Here is a 22,150-nt window from a genome sequence, read left to right as displayed (position 1 = left end):
GCGCGGGGGTACCGGCGGTCATGCCGACCCACGCTCGTCCGCCACGCGTCGTCCTGGTCACCGGTGCCTCCAGCGGCATCGGTGAGGCCGCCGCCCACCGCGTCGCCCGCCAGGGCGACCACCTCGCGCTCCTCGCCCGCGGTCGCGGCGCCCTCGATCGGGTGGCCCACGCCTGCGACGCGCTCGGTGCCGCCTCGACGACCGTCCTGCCCGCCGACATCAGCAGGGACGACGAGGTCGAGGCCGCGGTCGCGGCCGTGATGGCGCAGCACGGCTGGATCGACACGGTCATCGGCAGCGCGGGCGTGGTCGCCTACGGCCGGGTGGAGGACGTGCCGGCCGAGGTGTTCGACCAGGTCGTGGCCACCAACCTGCTCGGGTCGGTCAACCTCGCCCGGCACGTGCTCCCCGTGCTGCGCACGCAGGGCGCCGGCAACCTGGTGCTGGTCGGCTCGGTCATCGGGCACATCGCCGTGCCCGACATGGCGGCGTACGTCGTGAGCAAGTGGGGCGTCCGCGCGCTGGTGCGCCAGCTCCGGGTCGACAACCGCGACCGCCCGGGCGTCCGGATCGAGTACGTCGCTCCCGGCGGCGTCGACACACCCATCTACCGGCAGGCGGCGACGTACGGCGACGCGGCCGGGCGCCCACCGTTCCCGGTCACCACGCCCGAGCGCGTCGCCGGTCGCGCCCTGGCCGTCGCCGACGGGCGCCGCAGCGGTGGACAGGTCGGCCTCGCCAACCAGGTGATGCGCCTCGGCTTCATCGCGTTGCCGTGGGCGTACGACCGTCTCGTCGGTCCGCTCTTCGCCGTCGCGGCGCAGGACCAGACGGTCGACGTGGCTCCCGGCCCGGGCAACGTGCTGCGATCGCGCGACGAGCACAACGGCCTGCGAGGTGGGCACGGCAACGCCCTGCTCGCCATCGGCGCCAACGCCGTCGCGCTCGCCCGCCGACGGGTGCGGGAAACCGGGGTGAGTCGGTCGTCATCCGGCCGATAGCATCGCCGGGGACAACCGTCCCGCCCCACCTCCCAGAAGGAGCACTCGTGTCCGACATCAAGGTCGTCCGCATCCACGCCGATCAGCGTGCGGAGACCACGGTCACGACGGGCACCAAGGCCTGGGAGCTCTTCCGTGACGACGCCGACGTGGTCGCCGCGCGGGTCGCGGGGCAGCTCAAGGACCTGGCCTACGAGCTCGCCGACGGCGACGAGGTCGAGGCGGTCGCCATCGACAGCGCCGACGGCCGCGACATCCTCCGCCACTCGACCGCGCACGTGCTGGCGCAGGCCGTGCAGCAGCTCTTCCCCGACGCCAAGCTGGGCATCGGCCCGCCGATCGACAACGGCTTCTACTACGACTTCGACGTCGAGACCCCGTTCGTGCCTGAGGACCTGGTCAAGATCGAGTCCGCGATGCGCAAGATCATCAAGGAGAACCAGCGCTTCGAGCGCCGGGTCACCACCGACGCGGACGCGATCGACGAGCTCAAGGACGAGCCCTACAAGATCGAGCTGATCGGCCTCAAGGGCGGCGCCGGCGCGGCTGACACCGAGGGTGCGAGCGTCGAGGTCGGGGCCGGCGAGCTCACCATCTACGACAACATCGGGCGCAACGGCGAGGCCAAGTGGTCCGACCTGTGCCGCGGTCCGCACCTGCCCACCACCAAGCGGATCCCGGCCTTCAAGCTGATGCGCAGTGCGGCGGCCTACTGGCGCGGCGACGAGAAGAACAAGCAGCTCCAGCGCATCTACGGCACCGCCTGGGAGACCAAGGAGGCGCTCGAGGAGCACCTGCACCGCATCGAGGAGGCCGAGCGGCGCGACCACCGCAAGCTCGGCCGCGAGCTCGACCTCTTCTCGTTCCCGGACGAGATCGGGTCGGGGCTGCCGGTCTTCCACCCCAAGGGCGGCGTGATCAAGCGCGAGATGGAGGACTACGTCCGCCAGCGGCACATCGAGGAGGGCTTCGACTACGTCGGCACCCCCCACATCGCCAAGGAGGGCTTGTTCTACACCTCGGGCCACCTGCCCTACTACGGGGAGGGGATGTTCCCCGCGCTCGACGTCGACGGCATGGACTACCGCCTCAAGGCGATGAACTGCCCGATGCACAACCTCATCTTCCGCTCCCGCCAGCGGTCCTACCGTGAGCTGCCGCTGCGGCTCTTCGAGTTCGGCTCGGTCTACCGGCACGAGAAGTCCGGCGTCGTCCACGGCCTGACCCGGGTCCGCGGCTTCGCGCAGGACGACTCCCACTCCTACGTCACCCCCGAGCAGGCGCCCAGCGAGATCAAGCACCTCCTCGACTTCTGCCTCGGGCTCTTCCGCGACTTCGGGCTCAACGACTTCTACCTCGAGCTCTCGACCCGTGACGACTCCAAGCCGGACAAGTTCATCGGGTCCGACGAGGACTGGGAGATGGCCACCGAGGTGCTGCGCAAGGTCTGCGAGGAGTCCGGCCTCGAGCTCGTGCCCGACCCCGGCGGCGCTGCGTACTACGGCCCCAAGGTCTCGGTGCAGGCGCGCGACGCGATCGGCCGCACCTGGCAGATGTCGACCATCCAGTACGACTTCAACCAGCCGTCGTCCGAGCGCTTCGACCTCGAGTACGTCGCCGCCGACGGCACCCGCCAGCAGCCGGTGATGATCCACTCCGCCAAGTTCGGCTCCATCGAGCGCTTCATCGGCGTCCTCGTCGAGCACTACGCCGGCGCGTTCCCGCCCTGGCTGGCGCCCGTCCAGGTCCAGGGCATCCCGATCGCGGAGCGCCACAACGACTACCTGTTCGACATCGCGAAGCAGATGAAGGCGAGGGGGCTGCGGGTCGAGGTCGACGAGTCCGACGACCGGATGCAGAAGAAGATCCGCAACGCGCAGCTGCAGAAGGTGCCGTTCATGCTGATCGCCGGTGACGACGACGTCGAGAAGGGTGCGGTCAGCTTCCGCTACCGCGACGGTCGCCAGGACAACGGCGTACCCCTCGCCGAGGCGATCGAGCGGGTGGCCGCGGCCGTCGCGTCGCGCGAGCAGGTCTGACAGCGGTGGTGGCGTCCGGCCGGCCGATCGTCGACCTCACCGACGAGCAGGCCCGCCGTGCCCTGCCGCTCAAGTGGGGCACGGTCCCGCCCGACGTGATCCCCGCGTGGGTGGCGGAGATGGACTACGCCGTCGACCCGGTCGTCCTCGAGGCCGTCCAGCGGGCGCTCGCCGACGGGATCACCGGGTACCCGCTCTTCGGCTGGGACCCGGCGCTGGCGGAGTCCTACAGCGGCTGGTCGGCCCGGCACTTCGGCTGGGCGCCGGAGCCCGAGGCGGTCCACCCGGTGGTCGACGTGACCGCCGGGGTCCGGCTGGCGATCGACGTGTTCAGCGGGCCCGGGGGAGTGGTCTTCCCGACGCCGGGCTACAACGCCCAGTTCGGGCTCGCGAGCGTCACCGGTCGCGAGGAGGTGCGCCTCGACGTGCCGGCCTCCGCAGACCGGGCCGAGATCGACCTCGACCGGCTCGACCGTCTCTTCGCCGACGGGGCCCGGACGCTGCTCCTCACCCAGCCGCACAACCCGTGGGGCCGGGTCTTCACCCGCGCCGAGCTCGAGGGGATCCGCGACGTCGTCGTACGCCATGGCGCGCGTGTCGTCAGCGACGAGATCCACGCACCCCTCGTGCTGCCGGGCGCCGAGCACCTCTCCTACCTCGCGATCGAGGGCACCCACGACCACGCCGTCGCCGTGGTCGCCGCGTCCAAGGCGTTCAACACCGCCGGCCTTCGGTGCGCGCAGGTCGTCGTCCCCGACCCCGCCTCGCGTCGGGTCCTCGTCGAGCAGCCGATGTCGCGCAACGACTCGCACTCCCCGCTCGGTGCGGTCGCCGCGCGGACGGCGTACGACCTCGGCGACCCGTGGCTCGGGTCCCTCGTCGAGCGCCTCGACCAGCAGCGTGCCCTGCTCGCGGAGCTGCTGGCCGCGCACCTCCCGGAGGTGCGGATGCGCCCGCTCGAGGCGACCTACCTCGCCTGGCTCGACGCCTCGGCCTATGGCCACGACGACGCCGCAGCCGTCGCCCTCGACCGCGGCCGGGTGAAGGTGAGCCCGGGGGATTCCTACGCCCCCGGCACCACCGGTCACGTCCGGCTCAACATCGCCACCTCGCCCGAGCGCCTCACCGAGATCGTCCAGCGGCTGGCGAAGGCCTGGACCTGACGCGCGCCGTGGATCTCTACTCGGACGCTCGGCTCTACGACCGGTTGTTCCCCGGAGGTGGGCCGGCCGTCGACTTCTACCGGGCCGAGGCCGACCGTCAGGGCGGGTCCGTCCTGGAGCTCGGGTGCGGCACCGGGCTCAAGCTGATCCCGATCGCGGCCGACGGGCATCCCTGCATCGGCCTGGACCTCTCGCCGCAGATGCTGGCCGAGGCTCGGCGCAAGGCGGACGAGCGCGGCGTCGAGGTGCAGTGGGTGCAGGGCGACATGCGTGAGCTCGACCTGGGCCGCAGGTTCGACCTGGTGGTCATCGCTGCCAACTCGCTGCTCCACCTGCACGAGGCCGACGAGCTGGTGGACTGCTTCCGGTCAGTGCGCAAGCACCTGGCGCCCGGGGCGCGGCTCGTCCTCGACGTGTTCAACCCGAGCGTGAACCTGCTCGCCCAGGCCGACGGCGTACGACGTCGGCGCGACGCGTTGTCGTACGTGGATCCCGATCGGGGTGCGGTGCACGTCGACGTCGCGGAGACCTACGACGCGGCTGCGCAGGTAACGCGGGGCCGGTGGTACTTCTCCACCGACGCCGCGGCCGACTTCGCCGTCGCGCCGCTCGAGATCCGCAGCATCTTCCCCCAGGAGCTGCCGCTGCTGCTCTCGCTCGGCGGCCTCCGGGTGGTCGAGCGCTTCGGTGACTGGTCCCGGACGCCGTTCGCTGCAGGCTCGGCGCTCCAGATCTGCGTCTGCGAGGCGGACTGACCGGACCTCCACGTTCCCCAGCGGCACACTGAGGCCGTCGGTCAGCCCACCCGCTTCACGTACCTCCGGCACGGCGAGACGAAGGTCTCCCCACCCGCGGTGACCTCGTAGGGCAGGTCGCCGGCGTCCGACCAGCCCTGTCGCTCGTAGAACCGGCGCGCGCGAGCGTTGCCGACGACGACCGCCAGCCACGCCGAGGAGTGCCCACCGGCAGCCACCCGCCGCTCGGCCTCGGCGAGCAGCTCGGGGGCCAGGCCTGTCCCGCGGGCGGCCGGTGCGACGAACACCTGCTCCACCTCGTCGCCCACCACCATCACGAAGCCGAGCAGCGAGCCGTCGTCGGCCACCGCGACCGCCGTGTCCGCCACCCGCGGCGGCGTGCGCTCGTGAAACGCCGCCAGCGTGCGTGCCGCGGTGAGGCCGTCCGGCACGTGCCCGGCGTGGCCGTCGTGCCAGCCCTCGTGCCACAGGTCCGCGACGGCCGCCATGTCGGCGTCCCCGGCCGGTCGGATCGACGTCATGGGGCCACCCTAGGATCGCTGCCATGAGCGGCGGGACGAGTGACGACGGGCTCGAGCGGATCTGGACGCCCCACCGGATGGCCTACGTCCGGACGGCGGTGGACGACGAGGGCTGCCCGTTCTGCGCGATCCCGTCCCACCCCGACGACGAGGCGCTCGTCGTGGCGCGCGGGGCGTCGACGTACGTCGTGCTCAACCTGCACCCCTACAACCCCGGCCACCTGATGGTGCTGCCCTACCGGCACGTCGCCGACCTCACCGACCTCACCGCGGACGAGGCGGCCGAGCTGATGGCGATGACGCAGCAGGCGCTGCGGGCCGTACGACGGGTGAGCCGACCGCACTCGTTCAACGTCGGGCTCAACCTCGGCCGCTCCGCCGGCGGCTCCCTGTCCGAGCACCTGCACCAGCACGTCGTGCCGCGCTGGACCGGCGACGCCAACTTCATCACCGTCGTCGGCGGCACCAAGATGCTGCCGCAGCTGCTCGAGGACACCCGCGACCTGCTCGCGAAGGCCTGGGCCGAGGGTCAGCCGACCGGGTAGGGGTGCTCGGCCGACCGCCCCTGGAAGGCCAGGATCGCCGGGTTCTGGATGCGGCCTTCGCGGATCTCGATGGCGCGACTGATCGTCTCGTCCGCGTCCCACGCAGCGGGCCCGCGGAGGACGGTCTCCATGAAGGGGAGGAGCGCCTCGCTGTTCTCCCACGTCGCCGAGTCCCAGAGGTAGGACGGGCTGTGGTCGACGGCGTAGTAGTGCACGCGGTCCGCGACGGTGAACATCGGCTCGTCGAACGTGGTCGGCCTGGCCCACGAGAAGCCCATGCCCTCGTCGCAGGAGACGTCCACGATGAGGCTGCCCAGCCGGAAGTCGACGAGGTCCTCGGTGCGCAGGTAGGTCAGCGGCGCGGCGGTGTCCTGCAGCGTGCAGTTGACGACGATGTCCGCCTCGGCCAGGTAGGGGGCCACGGGCATCCGTCCGCGCTCGGTGATGACGTGGGTGACGATCGCGTCGTCGGGGTGGTGGTCGAACTGCCGGATCCGCACCGAGTGGATGGGTGAGCCCACCGCAGCGACCCCACGCGTGGTGAGCACCACGACCTCGTGGACGCCGTGCGCCTTGAGGGCGGTGACCGCCCCGCGCGCGGTGGCCCCGAACCCGATGACGACCGCGCTGAGCCGGCGTCCGTAGTCCCCGGTGATGCCGACGAGCTCCATCGCCTGCAGCACCGAGCAGTAGCCGGCCAGCTCGTTGTTCTTGTGGAACACGTGGAGTCCCACGTGTCCGTCCGCCGTCCAGTGGTTCATCGCCTCGAAGGCGATCAGCGTCAGCTCGCGGTCGATGGCGAGCTGCGTCAGCGCACGGTCCTGCACGCAGTGCGGCCACCCCCAGAGGACCTGGCCGGGACGCATGGCCGCGACGTCGTCGTGCTGGGGCTTGGGAAGCACCACCACGTCGGAGTCCCGCAGGATCTCCTCGCGCGAGGCGAAGCCGGCCACGTGCGGCGCCAGCGACTCGTCGCTGATCCCGAAGTGGTCGGCGTACCCGTGCTCGAGCGTGGTCCGTGCCGCGACCTCGGGAGCGAGGCGTGCGAGGTGGTCGGGGTGGAGGGGGAGGCGGTGCTCGTTCTCCTTGGCCGACGTGCCGATGACGCCGAGGCCGAGCAGGCTCACTTCTTCCTGGGCATCAGGGGCTCGGGGGCATCGCTCTTCCCGGCCGCCTTGGCGTGCTTCTCGGCACGCTTCTCCTTGATGGACTTGCCGGACTTCTTGGACATGCCTTGCCGTGGCGACTTGTCGCTCATCGGGGCTCCTCGATTCGGAAGCCTGACTGGCTCCGTCCTGCCACAGTACGCCGCGGCGCTAGCGTGGTCCTCGTGGATGACCCGCGCCTCGCCGCCGACGCCGCCCTGGCCGCCGACCTCGTCCGGGAGGCGGCGCTGCTGGCCGCCCGGATCCGGCAGGAGGGCCTCGACGTCGAGCGCAAGACGAGCGGCTCCGACATCGTCACCCAGGCCGACACCGCGGCCGAGCGCCTGATCGTGCAGCAGCTCACCGCCGAGCGCCCGGACGACGCCATCGTGGGGGAGGAGGGCACCTCGAGGCCCGGCTCGTCGGGTCGCACGTGGGTCATCGACCCGGTCGACGGCACCTTCAACTTCTCCCGCGGCAGCGACTGGTGGTGCACCGCCATCGCCCTGCACGACGAGGACGACGTGCTGCTCGGCGCGGTCCACCACGCCGCCAGCCTGCGCACCTGGGTCGGCGGCCCCGACCTGCCGAGCACTTGCGACGGCGCGCCGCTCGCCCCGCTCCCCGACACGCCGCGCGAGGAGCGCTGCGCCGCGACCTACCTGCACCCGCCGTTCTTCGCCAGCGAGGTCGGCGAGGCCTTCGCCCGCGCGCTGGGCCAGGTCGGCACGCTGCGGATGTTCGGCTCCGGGACCATGGACACGATGGCGATCGCGTCGGGCCAGTGGGACGTGCTCTTCCAGCACTCGGTGGCCGACTGGGACCGGCTCCCGGGCGCCGCGATCATCCGCGGTGCCGGCGGCGAGTCCGTCGTCGTACCCGCGTCGGGCGTCGACTGGACCGTCTCCGGCGCGCCCGCAGCGGTGGCGGACGTACGCGCCGCGCTGCTGGACCGGTAGCCTGCCGCCGTGCTCGACAGGTTCAAGCAGTTCTGGCAGGGCGTCATGCTCGCGCCCTTCGTCAACCTGTTCATCCGCCTCGGCATCAGCCCCGACGTCGTGACGCTCGTCGGCACGCTCGGGGTGAGCTTCGGTGCGCTGTTCTTCTTCTCCCAGGGCTGGGTGTGGCAGGGCGTGCTGTTCATCACCGCCTTCGTGTTCAGCGACCTCGTCGACGGAGCGATGGCCCGCAAGGTCGGCCGCAAGGACGACTTCGGTGCCTTCCTCGACTCCACGCTCGACCGGGTCGCCGACGGCGCGCTGTTCGGCGGGCTGGCGCTCTACTTCGCGTGGCACGCCGAGAGCCACCTCTACCTCGTGCTGTGCCTCGTCATCCTCGTCATGGGCGCGGTCACGTCCTACGCCCGGGCCAAGGCCGACCACCTCGGCTACGACGCCAAGGTCGGCATCGCCGAGCGGCCCGACCGCCTCGTCGGGATGCTCGTCCCCGCGTTCTTCGCCGACATCCTCGACCTGCCGATCCTGCTCGAGGTCGCGCTCTGGGCGCTCGCGGTCGCGGCGACCGTGACCGTCGTCCAGCGCATCTGGGTCGTACGACGTCAGGCGCTCGCGCGGGCCGCGGCGCAGGGGTGATCACGCGCTCGACCACCGTGCTCCCGGTGCATCCTTTGGGATGAGCCCGCACTACGATCGGACCATGGCTGAGCACACCCCCCAGACGTCTCCCCAGGCGCCTTCAGAGACCCCCATCGAGCACGGCACGAGCCGCGTCAAGCGCGGCATGGCCGAGATGCTCAAGGGCGGCGTCATCATGGACGTCGTCACCGCCGAGCAGGCGAAGATCGCCGAGGACGCCGGTGCCGTCGCGGTGATGGCGCTCGAGCGGGTCCCCGCCGACATCCGCGCCCAGGGTGGCGTCTCCCGCATGAGCGACCCCGACATGATCGACTCCATCATCAAGGCCGTCTCCATCCCGGTCATGGCGAAGGCCCGCATCGGTCACTTCGCCGAGGCCCAGGTCCTGCAGTCGCTCGGTGTCGACTACGTCGACGAGTCCGAGGTGCTGACCCCGGCCGACTACACCAACCACATCGACAAGTGGGCCTTCACGGTGCCGTTCGTGTGCGGTGCGACCAACCTGGGTGAGGCGCTGCGCCGCATCACCGAAGGTGCGGCGATGATCCGGTCCAAGGGCGAGGCCGGCACCGGCGACGTGTCCAACGCGGTGATGCACATGCGCACGATCGGCGGCGAGCTGCGCCGGCTGCACAGCATGTCGGAGGACGAGCTCTACGTCGCGGCCAAGGAGCTGCAGGCCCCCTACGAGCTGGTCAAGGAGGTCGCGGCCGCGGGCAAGCTGCCGGTCGTGCTCTTCACCGCAGGCGGCATCGCCACCCCGGCCGACGCCGCGATGATGATGCAGCTCGGCGCCGAGGGCGTCTTCGTGGGCTCGGGCATCTTCAAGTCCGGCAACCCCGCCCAGCGCGCCGAGGCGATCGTGAAGGCCACGACCTTCCACGACGACCCCGACGTGGTCGCCAAGGTCTCCCGCGGCCTGGGCGAGGCCATGGTCGGCATCAACGTCGACGAGATCCCGCAGCCGCACCGCCTGTCCGAGCGCGGCTGGTGACACCGGAGCCGGGGCGGGCCTCAGTCCCGCCGCGGCTCCCCGGCGTAGGTGCCGAAGGACCACTGGTTGCCCTCCGCGTCGGTGACCCGGAACTCCCGGCTGCCGTAGTCCTGCTCGACGACCGGTGACGGGCGGAGCCCCGCCTCGACGGCTCGGCCGTGGACGGCGGCGACGTCGGAGGCGACGACGTACGCCGACGTGGTGCCGGGCTGCTGGGTGAACGGGCCGTCCGGCTTGTGGCAGCCGAGCATCACCCCGCCGCCCTCGGGCCAGTCGAGCTGGGCGTGCTGCACGACACCCGCCTCGTCGCGGTAGGCAGCGGTCTCCTCGAAGCCGAGGGCGACGAGCGGGCGGATGACGAGGTCGGGGTCGTGCGCCTGCAGTGCGGGCCAGACGGTGGTGCGGTGCTGTTCGCTCATGCCGACGATGCTGCCGCGCCGCTGCCCGGAGCGCCTTGGACATTTGGGAACTCCGCGGCGAGCCAGGCCGACGGCCCCAGCCCGGCGAACTCGTGGAAGTCCCGCACCAGGTGGGACTGGTCGTAGTAGCCCGTCCGGGCGGCCACCTGCGCCAGGGACGACCCTGCGGCCGCCGCCGTGACCACCTCACGCCGCGCGGTGTCGAAGCGCGCGAGCCGCTGGAGGGTCTTGGGGCCGTGTCCCGTCTCGGCCGTGAGCAGCTGGGTGAGTCGCCGGCGGCTGTAGCCCACGGTGTCGGCGACGTCGGCGACCGCCCGGGGCGCCGGACCGGTGAGCAACCGCCACGCCTCCTCCACCTCCGGCGACGGTCCGTGGTGGGAGGTGCCCCGGTCGGCGCGGGCGGCCAGCCGCAGCAGGAACCGACCGACCGCGGCGTACCTCCCGGGCCAGTCGGGCGCCGCGTGCAGCTCCTCGACGACCCGCTCGACCTCGCGGCCGAGCAGGTCGCGCGCGTCCCAGCTGCCCACGGGCAGGTCGGACGCCGGGACGCCCAGGAGCCGACGGACGCCCACCGGGTGGAGGGTCAGCTGCACCCCGGCCCACCTGTCGGGCTGCTCGACCATCGCCGCCCGGGTGTGGAGCCCGCCGAGGCTCACCCACTGCGCGTCGCGCACGCCTTCGGCCCAGGCCTGCTCGGTCGGGGCGGTCCGCAGCGGTCGCCCGAGGCCCAGCACGAGGGTCAGCCCCGCGGACGGCAGGCCACGTGCACGCCCGGCGCGAGACCCTCGGCGGAGTAGCCGTCCATCGCGACGACGTGCCGGGCCAGCGGCGCCGGGACCCGTGCCGCCGGCAGGTGCTCCCACGCCCCGACCATCCGTCGAGTGTGCCGCACCGTCCGGCGCGGCGTCACGCGTCGGCGCAGGGTCGGGTCAGGACAGGTCGGGTCAGGGCGGGGTCGGGTCAGCGCACCGCGCGGGTCAGCACGCGGGCGGCGTTCGTGAAGCCGTACGCCTCCTCGCCGGGCTGTGCGGGCAGGCCGAGGCGGACCACCATGGTCCGCGTCGTCGGGTCGACGAGCAGCACCTGGCCGCCGAAGCCGAGCGCGGCGAAGACCTCCTCCGGCGCCGACGGCGCGAGCTGCCCGCTGGTGGGCCGCACCGGTTGACCCTGGGCGTCGACGGGGTCGGTGGCGCCGCGGAGCGCGCCGGGTCGGTTGAGCCACCACAGGAAGCCGTAGGCCGCGTTGTGGACCGTGGAGGACCGGCCCACGGCCTCGCGGACCCAGCTGCGGTCGATGATCCGCGTGCCGTCGACCCTTCCCCGGCCGAGGTGGAGACGGCCCAGCCGGGCGATGTCGAGGCAGGTGGTGCGCAGCCCGTAGAAGACAGCCGCGTCGTCGGCCCGGTCGGTGACGAAGCTCGTACGGGTCATCCCGAGCGGGTCGAACAGCCGCTTCCTGGCGAAGCGCGCCACCGGCATGCCGGTCGCGCGCTCCAGCACCGGCTCGAGGACCTGGATCGCGGCGTTGTTGTAGGCCCACGCGCTGCCCGGCGCGTACTGCTGGGGGAGGGAGACGGCGTACCGCGTGCGGCTCCGAGCCGTCAGGAGGTCGACGTAGTCCGACTGGAGCGACCAGAAGCGGCCGCTGTCGTTGGCGAGCAGGTTGCGCACGGTCACCGACTCCGACGGCGTGCCCCGCCACTGCGGCACGTAGGTCGAGACGCGGTCGTCGAGGCGCAGGTCGCCGTCGCGCACGGCGATGCCGACCAGCGTGCTCGTGACCGACTTGGTGATCGAGAAGACCTCGCGCGGCTCGTCGCGCGGCAACCGCCAGCTGCGGTGCTCCACGAGCCTGCCGTCGCGCAGCACCGCGAAGCAGGTGGAGTCGAGGCGCCTGGCCTCGGCCGCGCCGCGCCGGATCGCCCGGCCGCGCAGGCCGACGCTCGACGGAGACGCCGTCGGCCAGCCGTCCACCGTCCGGGGAGCCGGCCTGCTGCCGTTGTCGGCGCCGTCCCGGTCCACCGCGGCGCCGGTCGCCGTCGGGGCGCTGCCGGCGGCGAGCGCGACACCCAGCAGGACGGCGGGCAGACGGCGGAGCCTCATGGGGCGTGAGCCTACGGCGGAGCGACGGTCCTAGGATCGGCGATCGTGGATCCGACCATCGGCGTGCTCGCACTGCAGGGCGACGTGCGCGAGCACCTCTCCGTCCTGCGGTCCCTGGGCGCGGATGCGATCTCCGTACGCCGTCCTGCCGAGCTCGCCGCGTGCGACGGACTGGTCATCCCCGGTGGCGAGTCCACGACGATGGTCAAGCTGGCTCGGATCTTCGACCTGCTCGAGCCGCTGCGCGACGCCGTACGGGGTGGGCTGCCGGCGTTCGGGACGTGCGCGGGCATGATCCTGCTGGCCGACCGGATCGAGGACGGCGCGGCGGGACAGGAGACCGTAGGTGGGCTGCACATCACCGTGCGCCGCAACGCCTTCGGCCGCCAGGTCGACTCCTTCGAGGAGGACCTCCACGTCGACGGCCTGGCCGACCCGGTGCGTGCGGTGTTCATCCGCGCGCCGTGGGTCGAGGCGGTCGACGACGACGTGGAGGTGCTGGCCCGGGTGGAGGAAGGGCCGGCCGCGGGTAGGATCGTCGCGGTCCGTCAAGGCCCCCTGATGGCGACCTCGTTCCATCCCGAGGTCGGTGGCGACGGCCGGGTCCACGGCATGTTCGTGGACCTGGTGCGCTCGGCCTGACGACCGCACAGACGCACAGCGACGGATAGAGGGACTCATGTCAGGCCACTCCAAGTGGGCAACGACCAAGCACAAGAAGGCCGCGATCGACGCCAAGCGCGGCAAGCTCTTCGCCAAGCTGATCAAGAACATCGAGGTCGCCGCGAAGCAGGGCGGCGGTGACCCGGCCGGCAACCCGACGCTCTACGACGCCATCCAGAAGGCGAAGAAGAGCTCGGTCCCCAACAAGAACATCGACTCCGCGCTCAAGCGGGGCTCGGGTGCCGAGTCGGGCGGCGTCGACTACAAGGCGATCTCCTACGAGGTCTACGGCCCGCAGGGCGTCGCGATCCTCGTCGAGTGCCTCACCGACAACACCAACCGTGCCGCGATGGAGGTCCGCACGGCGGTCACCCGCAACGGCGGCACCATGGCCGACCCCGGCTCGGTCTCGCGCCTGTTCACCCGCAAGGGGATCGTGGTCGTGCCGAAGTCGCAGGACCACGACGGCACGGTCCGTGAGGTCACCGAGGACGACGTCCTCGAGGCGACCCTCGACGCCGGCGCCGAGGAGGTCAACGACCTCGACGAGGCGTTCGAGGTGCAGAGCGAGGCCACCGACGTCGTCGCGGTCCGCACCGCCCTCCAGGACGCCGGCATCGACTACGACTCCGCCGACGTGCAGTTCGTCGCGAGCCTCGAGATCCCGGTCGATGCCGACGGCGCCGGCAAGGTGCTCCACCTCGTCGACGCCCTCGAGGACCTCGACGACGTGCAGGACGTCTTCACCAACGTCGACATCCCCGCCGACGTGATGGCCGAGCTCGAGACCGCCGACGCCTGACCTCTGCTCCTCACCGCTGTAACGCCGGGTTAGTGCAACTACCCACCCCAATGCATCAGGGTGGGTACAGCAACTAACCCGGCGTTACAGCGCTCCGGGGGACAGCAGGTGCTGGCCGCCCGCTGTCCACAGCGCGACGGACATCGGGGTTCTCCACAGCCGCTCGCTGGGGACCGGCCGAGTCGTCGGGGGCCGTCCCGATGCTCGGCCGGCATGTACCTACCCCTGATCGCGCTGATGCAGCGCCAGCACGGGCTCGTGACGAGCCGACAGCTCTCCGACGCGGGCCTGGACCCCAATGACGTACGCCGGCTCCTGAAGCAAGGGCGTCTGGTCCGCCTCCGGCGTGGTGTGTACGCCGATGGCGAGGCCTGGGTCGCAGCCGACCCGTTCCGCGGCCGGCCGATCCTGCGCATCCGCGCGGCCGGGCTGGGGCTGAGAGCCGAGGACTACGTCTTCAGCCACGACTCCGCCGCCATCGCGCTTCGCCTCGGAGCACCGGACCCGCGTACGTCGCTCGTCCACGTCAGCCGGCCCAAGGTGCACGGCGACGCCGACCGCAACGGGGTGAAGCACCACCTGGCGCCGTACCAGCCGCAGGACGTGACCGAGGTCGACGGGTTGCGGCTTCTCGCGATGCCGCGCACCGTGCTCGACATGGCGCGCGAGCACGGCCGTGCGCACGGCCTTGCCGCATGTGACGCCGCCCTGCGTCACGGTGTGTCTCGGGCGGAGCTCGCCGACCAGTTGTCGACCATGGTCGCCTGGCCCCACAGCCGCTGCATGCGGTGGTGCATCGAGCACGCCGACCCTCTCGCGGAGAGCTACCTCGAGTCCCTGGTCCGCGACTTCGTGCTGGAGCTGGGCATCGGTGCTCCGGAATGCCAGTTCGGCCTGTCCGACGGTCACACGACCGCGTTCGTCGACATGGTGGTGCGTCGTCACTTCTTCGAGGCAGACGGCCTGCTCAAGTACCCGAGTGGCAATCCCAGCGGCAAGGATCCCGAGGTCGTCCTCGTCGAGGAGAAGCGGCGCCACGACTTCCTGACCGGCTTCAAGCTCGGATCGTCACGCCTCACCTACGTCGATCTGTTCAGCGGGCGACGGGCCGCGCTCGATCGCGTGGGGCGCGAGTACGCCGACACGTGTGCCCGCTTCGGCACCGACATCACCGACCTGGCGCCGTACCGCGTGAGTCGGACCCGCCCACGGACAGGTGTAACGCCGGGTTAGCGCGACTACCCACCCGGACGCATCATGGTCGGTACAACCACGAACCCGGCGTTACAGCCCGAGCAGGCCGACCCGCAGTCGCCGGACGCGGGGAGGTGACGCGCCGCGTGTCGTACGCCGTCGCGCGACCGCCGCGGGTTAGCGTGACCGCACGAACACATGTTCGGACGGGCTCCGGACGGACCGGCGGTGGAAGGGGAGTGGCGTGCGCGTGCTCGGCATCGACCCCGGCCTGACCCGGTGCGGTGTCGGCGTGGTCGACGGCAGCGTCGGCCGGCCGCTGACCATGGTCGACGTCGGCGTCGTCCGCACCAGCTCCGCGCTGCCGATCGCCGAGCGCCTGGTGACCATCGAGAAGGGCCTCGACGCCTGGATCGAGGAGCACCGGCCCGACGCGGTGGCGGTGGAGCGGGTCTTCGCGCGCTCCGACTCGAGCACGATCATGGGCACCGCCCAGGCCAGCGGCATCGCGCTCGTCGTCGCCGCCCGCAGGGGCCTGCCGATCGCGATGCACACCCCGAGCGAGGTCAAGGCCGCGGTGTCGGGCAACGGCCGCGCCGACAAGGCGCAGGTGGGCGCGATGGTCGTCCGCATCCTGCGCCTCGCCGAGCTGCCGAAGCCCGCCGATGCCGCCGACGCGCTCGCGCTGGCCATCACCCACGTCTGGCGCGGCTCCGCCAGCAACCGCCTCGAGGCCGCCGTGGCCCAGGCGCGCAGGAACACCCCCGTGAGGACCCGATGATCGCCTTCGTCCGCGGCGAGGTCGCCGCCGTCACCCTGTCCAGCGCCGTCCTCGAGGTCGGCGGCGTCGGCCTCGAGCTGATGTGCACGCCCGGCACCCTCGCCACCCTCCGCGTCGGCACCCCGGCGACGCTGCCCACCAGCATGGTCGTGCGCGAGGACAGCCTGACGATCTTCGGCTTCCTCGACGAGGACGAGAAGCAGGTCTTCGAGATCGTGCAGACCGCCTCGGGCGTCGGTCCCAAGGTCGCCCAGGCGATCGTCGCGGTGATGAGCCCCGACGACGTACGCCGCGCCATCACGACCGAGGACGTCAAGGCGCTGACCCGCGTCCCGGGCATCGGGCAGAAGGGCGCGCAGCGCATCATCCTCGAGCTCAAGGACCGCATCGGCCCGCCGGTCGGCGTCCACCACCCCGCCGCCGCTGCGGTGCCGGCGACCGACGCGTGGCGTGACCAGGTCCACCAGGGCCTCGTCGGGCTCGGCTGGTCGGCCAAGGAATCAGAGAAGGCGGTCGAGGCCGTCGCCCCCGACGCCGGCGACGCGCCCGACGTGGGTGCGCTGCTGCGCGCGGCCCTCCGCACGCTGAGCAGGGCCTGAGGCGCCGATGAACTGGGACGACACCGACGAGGACACCTACGACGAGGTCGAGCTGAGCGCGGCCGAGCTCGGACACCTCCAGGGGCTCACCGACGCCGATGCCGACGGCGACGAGCGTGCTGTCGAGGCGGCGCTGCGGCCCAAGACGCTCGACGAGGTGGTCGGGCAGGCGCGCGTGCGCGACCAGCTGGGGCTGGTGCTCGAGGCCGCCCGCTGCCGTGGTCGGGCACCCGACCACGTCCTGCTCTCCGGCCCCCCGGGCCTCGGCAAGACCACCCTCGCGATGATCATCGCCGCCGAGATGAGCACGCCGTTGCGGCTCACCAGCGGTCCCGCGATCACCCACGCCGGCGATCTCGCCGCGATCCTGTCGGGGCTCAACGAGGGCGACGTCCTCTTTGTCGACGAGATCCACCGGATGTCGCGACCGGCCGAGGAGATGCTCTACATGGCGATGGAGGACTTCCGGGTCGACGTCGTCATCGGCAAGGGGCCCGGCGCCACCGCGATCCCGCTGGAGATCCCGCCGTTCACCCTCGTGGGCGCCACCACCCGGGCCGGGCTGCTGCCGGGCCCGCTGCGCGACCGGTTCGGCTTCACCGCCCACCTCGAGTTCTACGAGCCACACGAGCTCGACCAGATCGTGCACCGCTCCGCCGGCCTGCTCGGCGTCCACCTCACCGCCGACGGATCGGGCGAGATCGCGTCCCGCTCGCGCGGCACCCCCCGCATCGCCAACCGCCTGCTCCGTCGCGTCCGCGACTACGCGCAGGTGCGCGCCGACGGCGTGCTGAGCCTGCCGGTGGCGCAGGCCGCCCTCGACCTGTTCGAGGTCGACGAGTCCGGCCTCGACCGCCTCGACCGGGCGGTGCTCGACGTGCTGTGCCGTCGGTTCGGCGGGGGACCGGTCGGCGTGTCCACCCTCGCCGTCGCCGTCGGCGAGGAGCGCGAGACCGTCGAGGAGGTCGCCGAGCCGTTCCTGGTCCGGCTGGGCATGCTCGCACGTACGCCGCGAGGTCGGGTCGCGACGCCCGCGGCGTGGCACCACCTGGGCCTGACGCCGCCCCCCGTGCCGACCGTCGACTCCACGCTGTTCGACGACGTGTGAGGCCGGGCAGGGGACCCGCGTAGACTCCACGCGCTCCCGCACCCCGACCCTCGAGGAGAGCCCCCGCCGTGAACGACCTCGTCGCCCTGCTGCCCCTGCTGGCCATCCTGGCCCTGTTCTGGTTCATGGTGGTCCGGCCCCAGCAGCGCCGGCAGAAGGAGGTCGTCCGGCTCCAGCAGAGCATCGAGATCGGCCAGCGGGTGATGATGTCCTCGGGCATCTACGGCACCGTCGTCTCGCTCGCCGACGACCGCGCCCGCCTCGAGATCGCCCCCGGCACCCAGATCGACATCGCCCGCGCCGCGATCGCGAAGGTCGACGAGCCGCTCGGGCAGCAGGCTCCCGACGCGCGCGACGATGCCTGATCGTCGTACGGCCCAGGAGGCGCTCAGGCGCCTGACGGTCGACGTGGCCGACTGGCCCGAGGAGGGGGTGACCTTCAAGGACATCACCCCGGTCCTCGCCGACCACCACGCGTTCTCGGCGATCATCACCGCGCTGGCGGCCTCCGGCCGCGACGACCACGGCACCGTCGTCGTCGACAAGGTCGTCGGCATGGAGGCTCGCGGCTTCATCCTCGCCGCCCCGGTCGCGCTGGCGCTCGGCGTCGGCTTCGTGCCGGTGCGCAAGGCCGGCAAGCTGCCACGCGCGGCGCACGCGGTCTCCTACGCCCTCGAGTACGGCGAGGCGACCCTCGAGGTCCACACCGACGCCATCGCGCCGGGGGAGCGGGTGCTCATGGTCGACGACGTCCTGGCGACCGGCGGCACCGCCGTGGCGACGCGGCAGCTCATCGAGGCCTGCGGCGGCGTCGCGACCGGCGCGTCGGTGCTGATGGAGCTCTCGTTCCTCGACCCCCGGACGGTCACCGGCGACCTCGCGGTCGAGTCGCTGCTCACGATCTGACAGTGCTCACTAGACTGGTCCAATGGCAGAGGACCCGGCACCCGCGCAGGACGCCAAGGCGCCTCTGACAGCGCGCGGGATGCGGGCCCGGCTCGCCCGGGTCGGCACCCGTCCGCCCTCGTCCAACCCGGTCCTCGAGCCCCTCTTCCGCGCCGTGCGGGCCAACCACCCGAAGGCCGACCTGGCGCTGCTCGAGCGCGCCTACGCGGTCGCCGACAAGTGGCACACCGGCCAGATGCGCAAGAGCGGCGACCCCTACATCACCCACCCGCTCGCGGTCACCACGATCCTCGCCGACATCGGCATGACCGAGCCGACGCTGGTCGCGGCGCTGCTCCACGACACGGTCGAGGACACGCCCTACACGCTGGAGGCCCTGCGCGCCGACTTCGGTGACGAGGTCGCGCTGCTGGTCGACGGCGTCACCAAGCTCGACAAGGTGCAGTACGGCGACTCGGCGCAGGCCGAGACCATCCGCAAGATGATCGTGGCGATGTCGCGCGACATCCGCGTGCTGGTGATCAAGCTCGCCGACCGCCTGCACAACATGCGCACGCTGCGCTACGTCCCGGCGGCCTCGCAGGAGCGCTCGAGCCGCGAGACGCTCGACATCTACGCGCCGCTGGCCCACCGCCTCGGCATGAACACCCTCAAGTGGGAGCTCGAGGACCTCGCGTTCGCGACGCTCCACCCGAAGATCTACGACGAGATCGTGCGGATGGTCGCCGAGCGGGCGCCCTCCCGCGACCAGTTCCTCGCCGAGGTCGTCGCCGAGATCGAGCAGGACCTCAAGGGCTCGCGCATCAACGCCAAGGTCACCGGCCGGCCCAAGCACTACTACTCGATCTACCAGAAGATGATCGTCGGCGGCCGCGACTTCTCCGACATCTACGACCTGGTCGGCATCCGGATCCTCGTCGACGAGGACCGCGACTGCTACAGCGCCCTCGGCGTGATCCACTCCCGGTGGAACCCGGTGCTGGGGCGGTTCAAGGACTACGTCGCGATGCCGAAGTTCAACATGTACCAGTCGCTCCACACGACGGTCATCGGCCCGCAGGGCAAGCCGGTCGAGGTGCAGATCCGCACCTTCGCCCAGCACCGCCGTGCCGAGTACGGCGTCGCGGCGCACTGGAAGTACAAGGAGAACTCGAAGGCCGGCGTCGACACCGACCGCCTCGGCGACAAGGACGACCTGACCTGGCTGCGCCAGCTCCTCGACTGGCAGTCCGAGGTCGAGGACCCGGGCGAGTTCCTGGAGTCACTGCGCTTCGAGATGAACCAGCAGCAGGTCTACGTCTTCACCCCGCGCGGCGACGTGATCCCGTTGCCGATGGGGGCGACGCCCGTCGACTTCGCGTACGCCGTCCACACGGAGGTCGGCCACCACACCATCGGCTCCCGGGTCAACGGCCGGCTGGTCCCGCTCGAGTCCACGCTCGACAACGGCGACGTCGTCGAGGTCTTCACCTCCAAGTCGCCCACGTCGGGCCCCTCGCGCGACTGGCTCAACTTCGTCCAGTCGCCGCGTGCCCGCTCCAAGATCCGCCAGTGGTTCACCAAGGAGCGCCGCGACGAGGCGATCGAGCGTGGCAAGGACCAGATCGCCAAGCTCATGCGCAAGGAGGGCCTGCCCCTCAACCGCTTGATGACCCACGACGTGCTCGCGCTCGTCGCCGAGCACTTCCACCACGCCGACGTCTCGGCGCTCTACGCCGCGGTCGGGGAGGGCAACCTCAGCGCCCAGGCCGTCGTACGTCGTGTCATCGACCTGCACGGCGGCGACGACGGGGCCCAGGAGGACCTCTCGGAGGGCGTCACGATCACCGGTCGCTCGCGTGCAGCCAAGCGCGGGCCGACCGACTCCGGCGTCATCGTGAAGGGCGTCGACGACCTCTGGGTCAAGCTCGCCAAGTGCTGCACCCCGGTGCCGCCCGACCCGATCCTCGGCTTCGTCACGAAGGGCGGGGGAGTGTCGGTGCACCGCAAAGACTGCACGAACGCCTCCAGCCTGCTCGGCCAGCCCGAGCGCGTGCTCGAGGTGGAGTGGGCCCCGACGTCGCAGTCGACGTTCCTGGTCAACATCCAGGTCGAGGCCCTCGACCGCGCCCGCCTGCTCTCCGACATCACGATGGCGCTCTCCGACGCCCACGTGAACATCCTCAGCGCGACGCTCTCCACCACCCGCGACCGGGTCGCCAAGAGCCGCTTCTCCTTCGAGATGGCCGATGCCGCCCACCTCGACGGCGTGCTCCGCGCGGTTCGCGCGGTCCCGGGCGTCTTCGACGCCTACCGCGTCACCGCCTAGCACCACACGTGAGCGGGCACTTCCTGCCCGTCCGTGGACGTGAGCGGGCACTTCCTGCCGGTTCAAGCACGAGGAACTGCCCGGTCGGCGCGCGAGACGGGCAGGAAGCGCCCGGTCGGCGCGCGAGACGGGCAGGAAGCGCCCGGTCGGCGGGCCAGACGGGCAGGAACTGCCCGGTCAGCCGAAGTCGGCGGCTGCCTTCTTCGCCATGTCGAGGAAGGCCTGCTTGTTGGCGAGCTCGGACTCGAGGTCCTTCACGCGCCGCTCGTCGCCGGCAGCGGAGGCCTTGTCGAGCTTGGCCTGCGTCTCGGCGATGCCGGCCTCGAGCTTGCCGATCATGTCGTCGGCGCGGGCGGACTTCTCCGGGTCGCTCCGGCTCCACTGCTCGTCCTCGACCGCGCGGATGGCCTGCTCGACCTTCCGCATCCGTCCCTCGAGCTCCTTCATCCGGTCGCGCGGCACCTTGCCGGCGGCGTCCCAGCGGTCGGCCAGGTCGCGGAAGGCCTTCTTGGCGGCCTCGACGTCCGTCACGGGGACCAGGGCCTCGGCCTCGACCAGGATCGCGTCCTTGACCTCGGCGTTGGCCGCGAACTCCTCGTCGAGCGCGGCGTTGGCGGCGTCGCGGGCACCGAAGAAGGTGTCCTGGGCGCCACGGAATCGCTGCCAGAGCTTGTCGTCGACGTCGCGCGGTGCGGGGCCGGCGGCCTTCCACTCGCGCATCAGGTCGCGGTACCTGCCGGCGGTCGGGCCCCACTCGGTCGAGGACGAGAGGGCCTCGGCCTCCTTCGCGAGCCGCTCCTTGATCACCCGGGCGGAGTCGCGGCGCTCGTGCTCCTCGGCGAAGTGCGCCTTGCGGTGCCGGGTGTACGTCGTCCGCGCGGTGGAGAACCGGCGCCACAGGGCGTCGTCGGTGGCCCGGTCGAGCCGGGGCAGCTCCTTCCACGTCGCCAGCAGCTCGCGCAGCCGGTTGGCGCCGTTGCGCCAGTCGGTACCCTCGGCGAGCCGCTCGGCCTCGGCGACGAGCTTCTCCTTGGCCGCCTTCGACTCGGCGGTCTTCTGGGCCCGCTCCTCCTTGCGCGCCGAGCGCTGGACGGCGATGACGGGGGCGAGCGCGTCGAGCCGCGCGGCGAGGGACACGAGGTCACCGACCGCGTGGGCGTCCACGACCTGCTCGCGCAGCGCCTTCGCCGACGAGGTCGCCTCCTCGGGAGCGAGCCGGCCCGACGTGACGCGCTGCTCGAGCAGGTGGACCTTGCCCTCCAGCTCCTCGTAGCGCTTGGTGAAGAACTCCAGCGCCTCCTCGGACGTGCCGGCCTCGTAGGACCCCACGGGACGCTCGCCATCGGCGGTTCGGACAAAGACGGTGCCGTCCTCGGCCACCCGACCCCAGGGCTGCTGATCCGGGGTCGCGTCGTCTCGGGACTGCTTGTCGGCGCTCATGGTCGCCCATCGTAGTCATGGCCCGGAGTGCCCTCGGTAGGCTTCCCACCGCAAGCAGGAGTACGACGA

Annotated in this window: 25 protein-coding genes; 17 read left to right on the top strand and 8 right to left on the bottom strand. The window is 71.8% G+C overall.

Annotated features, from left to right (window positions below; all coding sequences use genetic code 11):
- The first annotated feature begins 20 nt into the window (after positions 1–20).
- From Q1B24_RS04065 to Q1B24_RS04050, 4 genes are all read left to right on the top strand, one after another.
- A complete protein-coding gene (locus Q1B24_RS04065) occupies positions 21–1,001 on the top strand; it encodes an SDR family NAD(P)-dependent oxidoreductase (protein WP_299923569.1) in 981 nt (326 codons plus the stop codon).
- A 71-nt stretch (positions 1,002–1,072) separates the two neighbouring features.
- Entirely contained in the window at positions 1,073–3,040 is a 1,968-nt protein-coding gene (gene thrS, locus Q1B24_RS04060; protein ID WP_299925076.1) for a threonine--tRNA ligase, read from the top strand.
- A 5-nt stretch (positions 3,041–3,045) separates the two neighbouring features.
- The gene (locus Q1B24_RS04055; RefSeq protein WP_299923566.1) at positions 3,046–4,203 is read left to right on the top strand and encodes an aminotransferase class I/II-fold pyridoxal phosphate-dependent enzyme; all 1,158 of its coding nucleotides are present in this window, start codon (positions 3,046–3,048) and stop codon (positions 4,201–4,203) included.
- 8 nt (positions 4,204–4,211) lie between these two features.
- Entirely contained in the window at positions 4,212–4,958 is a 747-nt protein-coding gene (locus tag Q1B24_RS04050; RefSeq protein ID WP_299923563.1) for a class I SAM-dependent methyltransferase, read from the top strand.
- A 41-nt stretch (positions 4,959–4,999) separates the two neighbouring features.
- On the opposite strand, the gene Q1B24_RS04045 is transcribed toward Q1B24_RS04050, so the two are convergent.
- On the bottom strand, positions 5,000–5,479 hold the full coding sequence (locus tag Q1B24_RS04045; RefSeq protein ID WP_299923560.1) for a GNAT family N-acetyltransferase: 480 nt from the start codon (positions 5,477–5,479) through the stop codon (positions 5,000–5,002).
- 23 nt (positions 5,480–5,502) lie between these two features.
- Between Q1B24_RS04045 and Q1B24_RS04040 the strand changes: the two genes are divergently transcribed.
- Positions 5,503–6,024, top strand: coding sequence for an HIT domain-containing protein (locus Q1B24_RS04040; RefSeq protein WP_299923557.1), 522 nt, complete (start codon positions 5,503–5,505; stop codon positions 6,022–6,024).
- Here the strand turns inward: Q1B24_RS04040 and Q1B24_RS04035 are convergent.
- Positions 6,009–7,151 carry a N(5)-(carboxyethyl)ornithine synthase gene (locus Q1B24_RS04035; RefSeq protein WP_299923554.1) on the bottom strand — a complete coding sequence of 381 codons (1,143 nt, stop codon included), beginning with the start codon at positions 7,149–7,151 and terminating at the stop codon, positions 6,009–6,011. The two genes, Q1B24_RS04040 and Q1B24_RS04035, sit on opposite strands and share 16 nt — an antisense overlap.
- A complete protein-coding gene (locus tag Q1B24_RS04030) occupies positions 7,148–7,282 on the bottom strand; it encodes a hypothetical protein (protein WP_299923551.1) in 135 nt (44 codons plus the stop codon). The genes Q1B24_RS04035 and Q1B24_RS04030 overlap by 4 nt, the downstream gene beginning before the upstream one ends.
- Positions 7,283–7,354: 72 nt before the next feature.
- On the opposite strand from Q1B24_RS04030, the gene Q1B24_RS04025 reads away from it, so the two are divergent.
- The 3 genes from Q1B24_RS04025 to pdxS all read left to right on the top strand — a co-directional run bounded on the left by Q1B24_RS04025 (position 7,355) and on the right by pdxS (position 9,758).
- A complete protein-coding gene (locus tag Q1B24_RS04025) occupies positions 7,355–8,128 on the top strand; it encodes an inositol monophosphatase family protein (RefSeq protein WP_299923548.1) in 774 nt (257 codons plus the stop codon).
- 9 nt (positions 8,129–8,137) lie between these two features.
- On the top strand, positions 8,138–8,761 hold the full coding sequence (pgsA, locus tag Q1B24_RS04020; protein WP_299923545.1) for a phosphatidylinositol phosphate synthase: 624 nt from the start codon (positions 8,138–8,140) through the stop codon (positions 8,759–8,761).
- A gap of 64 nt (positions 8,762–8,825) precedes the next feature.
- A complete protein-coding gene (pdxS, locus tag Q1B24_RS04015) occupies positions 8,826–9,758 on the top strand; it encodes a pyridoxal 5'-phosphate synthase lyase subunit PdxS (RefSeq protein ID WP_299923542.1) in 933 nt (310 codons plus the stop codon).
- 20 nt (positions 9,759–9,778) lie between these two features.
- Here the strand turns inward: pdxS and Q1B24_RS04010 are convergent, their stop codons facing one another.
- From Q1B24_RS04010 to Q1B24_RS03995, 4 genes are all read right to left on the bottom strand, one after another.
- Positions 9,779–10,177: a glyoxalase gene (locus Q1B24_RS04010; RefSeq protein ID WP_299923539.1), complete on the bottom strand. Its 399-nt coding sequence runs from the start codon at positions 10,175–10,177 to the stop codon at positions 9,779–9,781.
- On the bottom strand, positions 10,174–10,911 hold the full coding sequence (locus Q1B24_RS04005) for a helix-turn-helix domain-containing protein (protein WP_299923534.1): 738 nt from the start codon (positions 10,909–10,911) through the stop codon (positions 10,174–10,176). The genes Q1B24_RS04010 and Q1B24_RS04005 overlap by 4 nt, the downstream gene beginning before the upstream one ends.
- 5 nt (positions 10,912–10,916) lie before the next feature.
- Entirely contained in the window at positions 10,917–11,051 is a 135-nt protein-coding gene (locus tag Q1B24_RS04000; RefSeq protein WP_299923532.1) for a hypothetical protein, read from the bottom strand.
- An 86-nt stretch (positions 11,052–11,137) separates the two neighbouring features.
- Complete coding sequence (locus Q1B24_RS03995) at positions 11,138–12,280, bottom strand: serine hydrolase domain-containing protein (RefSeq protein ID WP_299923529.1); 1,143 nt, start codon at positions 12,278–12,280, stop codon at positions 11,138–11,140.
- Between the two features lie 42 nt (positions 12,281–12,322).
- Between Q1B24_RS03995 and pdxT the strand changes: the two genes are divergently transcribed.
- The 9 genes from pdxT to Q1B24_RS03950 all read left to right on the top strand — a co-directional run bounded on the left by pdxT (position 12,323) and on the right by Q1B24_RS03950 (position 20,641).
- On the top strand, positions 12,323–12,922 hold the full coding sequence (pdxT, locus tag Q1B24_RS03990) for a pyridoxal 5'-phosphate synthase glutaminase subunit PdxT (protein WP_299925073.1): 600 nt from the start codon (positions 12,323–12,325) through the stop codon (positions 12,920–12,922).
- Positions 12,923–12,959: 37 nt separating this feature from the next.
- Positions 12,960–13,745, top strand: coding sequence for a YebC/PmpR family DNA-binding transcriptional regulator (locus Q1B24_RS03985; RefSeq protein WP_299923525.1), 786 nt, complete (start codon positions 12,960–12,962; stop codon positions 13,743–13,745).
- Between the two features lie 213 nt (positions 13,746–13,958).
- On the top strand, positions 13,959–14,978 hold the full coding sequence (locus tag Q1B24_RS03980) for a type IV toxin-antitoxin system AbiEi family antitoxin domain-containing protein (protein WP_299923523.1): 1,020 nt from the start codon (positions 13,959–13,961) through the stop codon (positions 14,976–14,978).
- Positions 14,979–15,183: 205 nt separating this feature from the next.
- A complete protein-coding gene (gene ruvC / locus Q1B24_RS03975; protein WP_299923521.1) occupies positions 15,184–15,720 on the top strand; it encodes a crossover junction endodeoxyribonuclease RuvC in 537 nt (178 codons plus the stop codon).
- A complete protein-coding gene (gene ruvA, locus Q1B24_RS03970) occupies positions 15,717–16,319 on the top strand; it encodes a Holliday junction branch migration protein RuvA (RefSeq protein ID WP_299923519.1) in 603 nt (200 codons plus the stop codon). The genes ruvC and ruvA overlap by 4 nt, the downstream gene beginning before the upstream one ends.
- Positions 16,320–16,326: 7 nt before the next feature.
- A complete protein-coding gene (gene ruvB, locus Q1B24_RS03965; RefSeq protein ID WP_299923517.1) occupies positions 16,327–17,427 on the top strand; it encodes a Holliday junction branch migration DNA helicase RuvB in 1,101 nt (366 codons plus the stop codon).
- A gap of 68 nt (positions 17,428–17,495) precedes the next feature.
- Entirely contained in the window at positions 17,496–17,792 is a 297-nt protein-coding gene (yajC, locus tag Q1B24_RS03960) for a preprotein translocase subunit YajC (RefSeq protein ID WP_299923514.1), read from the top strand.
- Complete coding sequence (locus Q1B24_RS03955; protein WP_299923511.1) at positions 17,785–18,333, top strand: adenine phosphoribosyltransferase; 549 nt, start codon at positions 17,785–17,787, stop codon at positions 18,331–18,333. Before yajC ends, Q1B24_RS03955 begins: the two co-directional genes overlap by 8 nt.
- 79 nt (positions 18,334–18,412) lie before the next feature.
- Positions 18,413–20,641 (top strand): bifunctional (p)ppGpp synthetase/guanosine-3',5'-bis(diphosphate) 3'-pyrophosphohydrolase, encoded by a 2,229-nt coding sequence (locus Q1B24_RS03950; RefSeq protein WP_299925069.1) that lies wholly within the window; start codon positions 18,413–18,415, stop codon positions 20,639–20,641.
- A 177-nt stretch (positions 20,642–20,818) separates the two neighbouring features.
- Here Q1B24_RS03950 and Q1B24_RS03945 read toward each other — a convergent pair whose 3' ends face one another.
- On the bottom strand, positions 20,819–22,081 hold the full coding sequence (locus tag Q1B24_RS03945; protein WP_299923508.1) for a DUF349 domain-containing protein: 1,263 nt from the start codon (positions 22,079–22,081) through the stop codon (positions 20,819–20,821).
- Positions 22,082–22,150 lie beyond the last annotated feature (69 nt).

This window comes from uncultured Nocardioides sp. (assembly GCF_947488025.1).
In the GTDB taxonomy this organism is placed as follows: Bacteria; Actinomycetota; Actinomycetes; order Propionibacteriales; family Nocardioidaceae; genus Nocardioides.
This window is presented reverse-complemented; position numbering and strand designations above follow the sequence as displayed.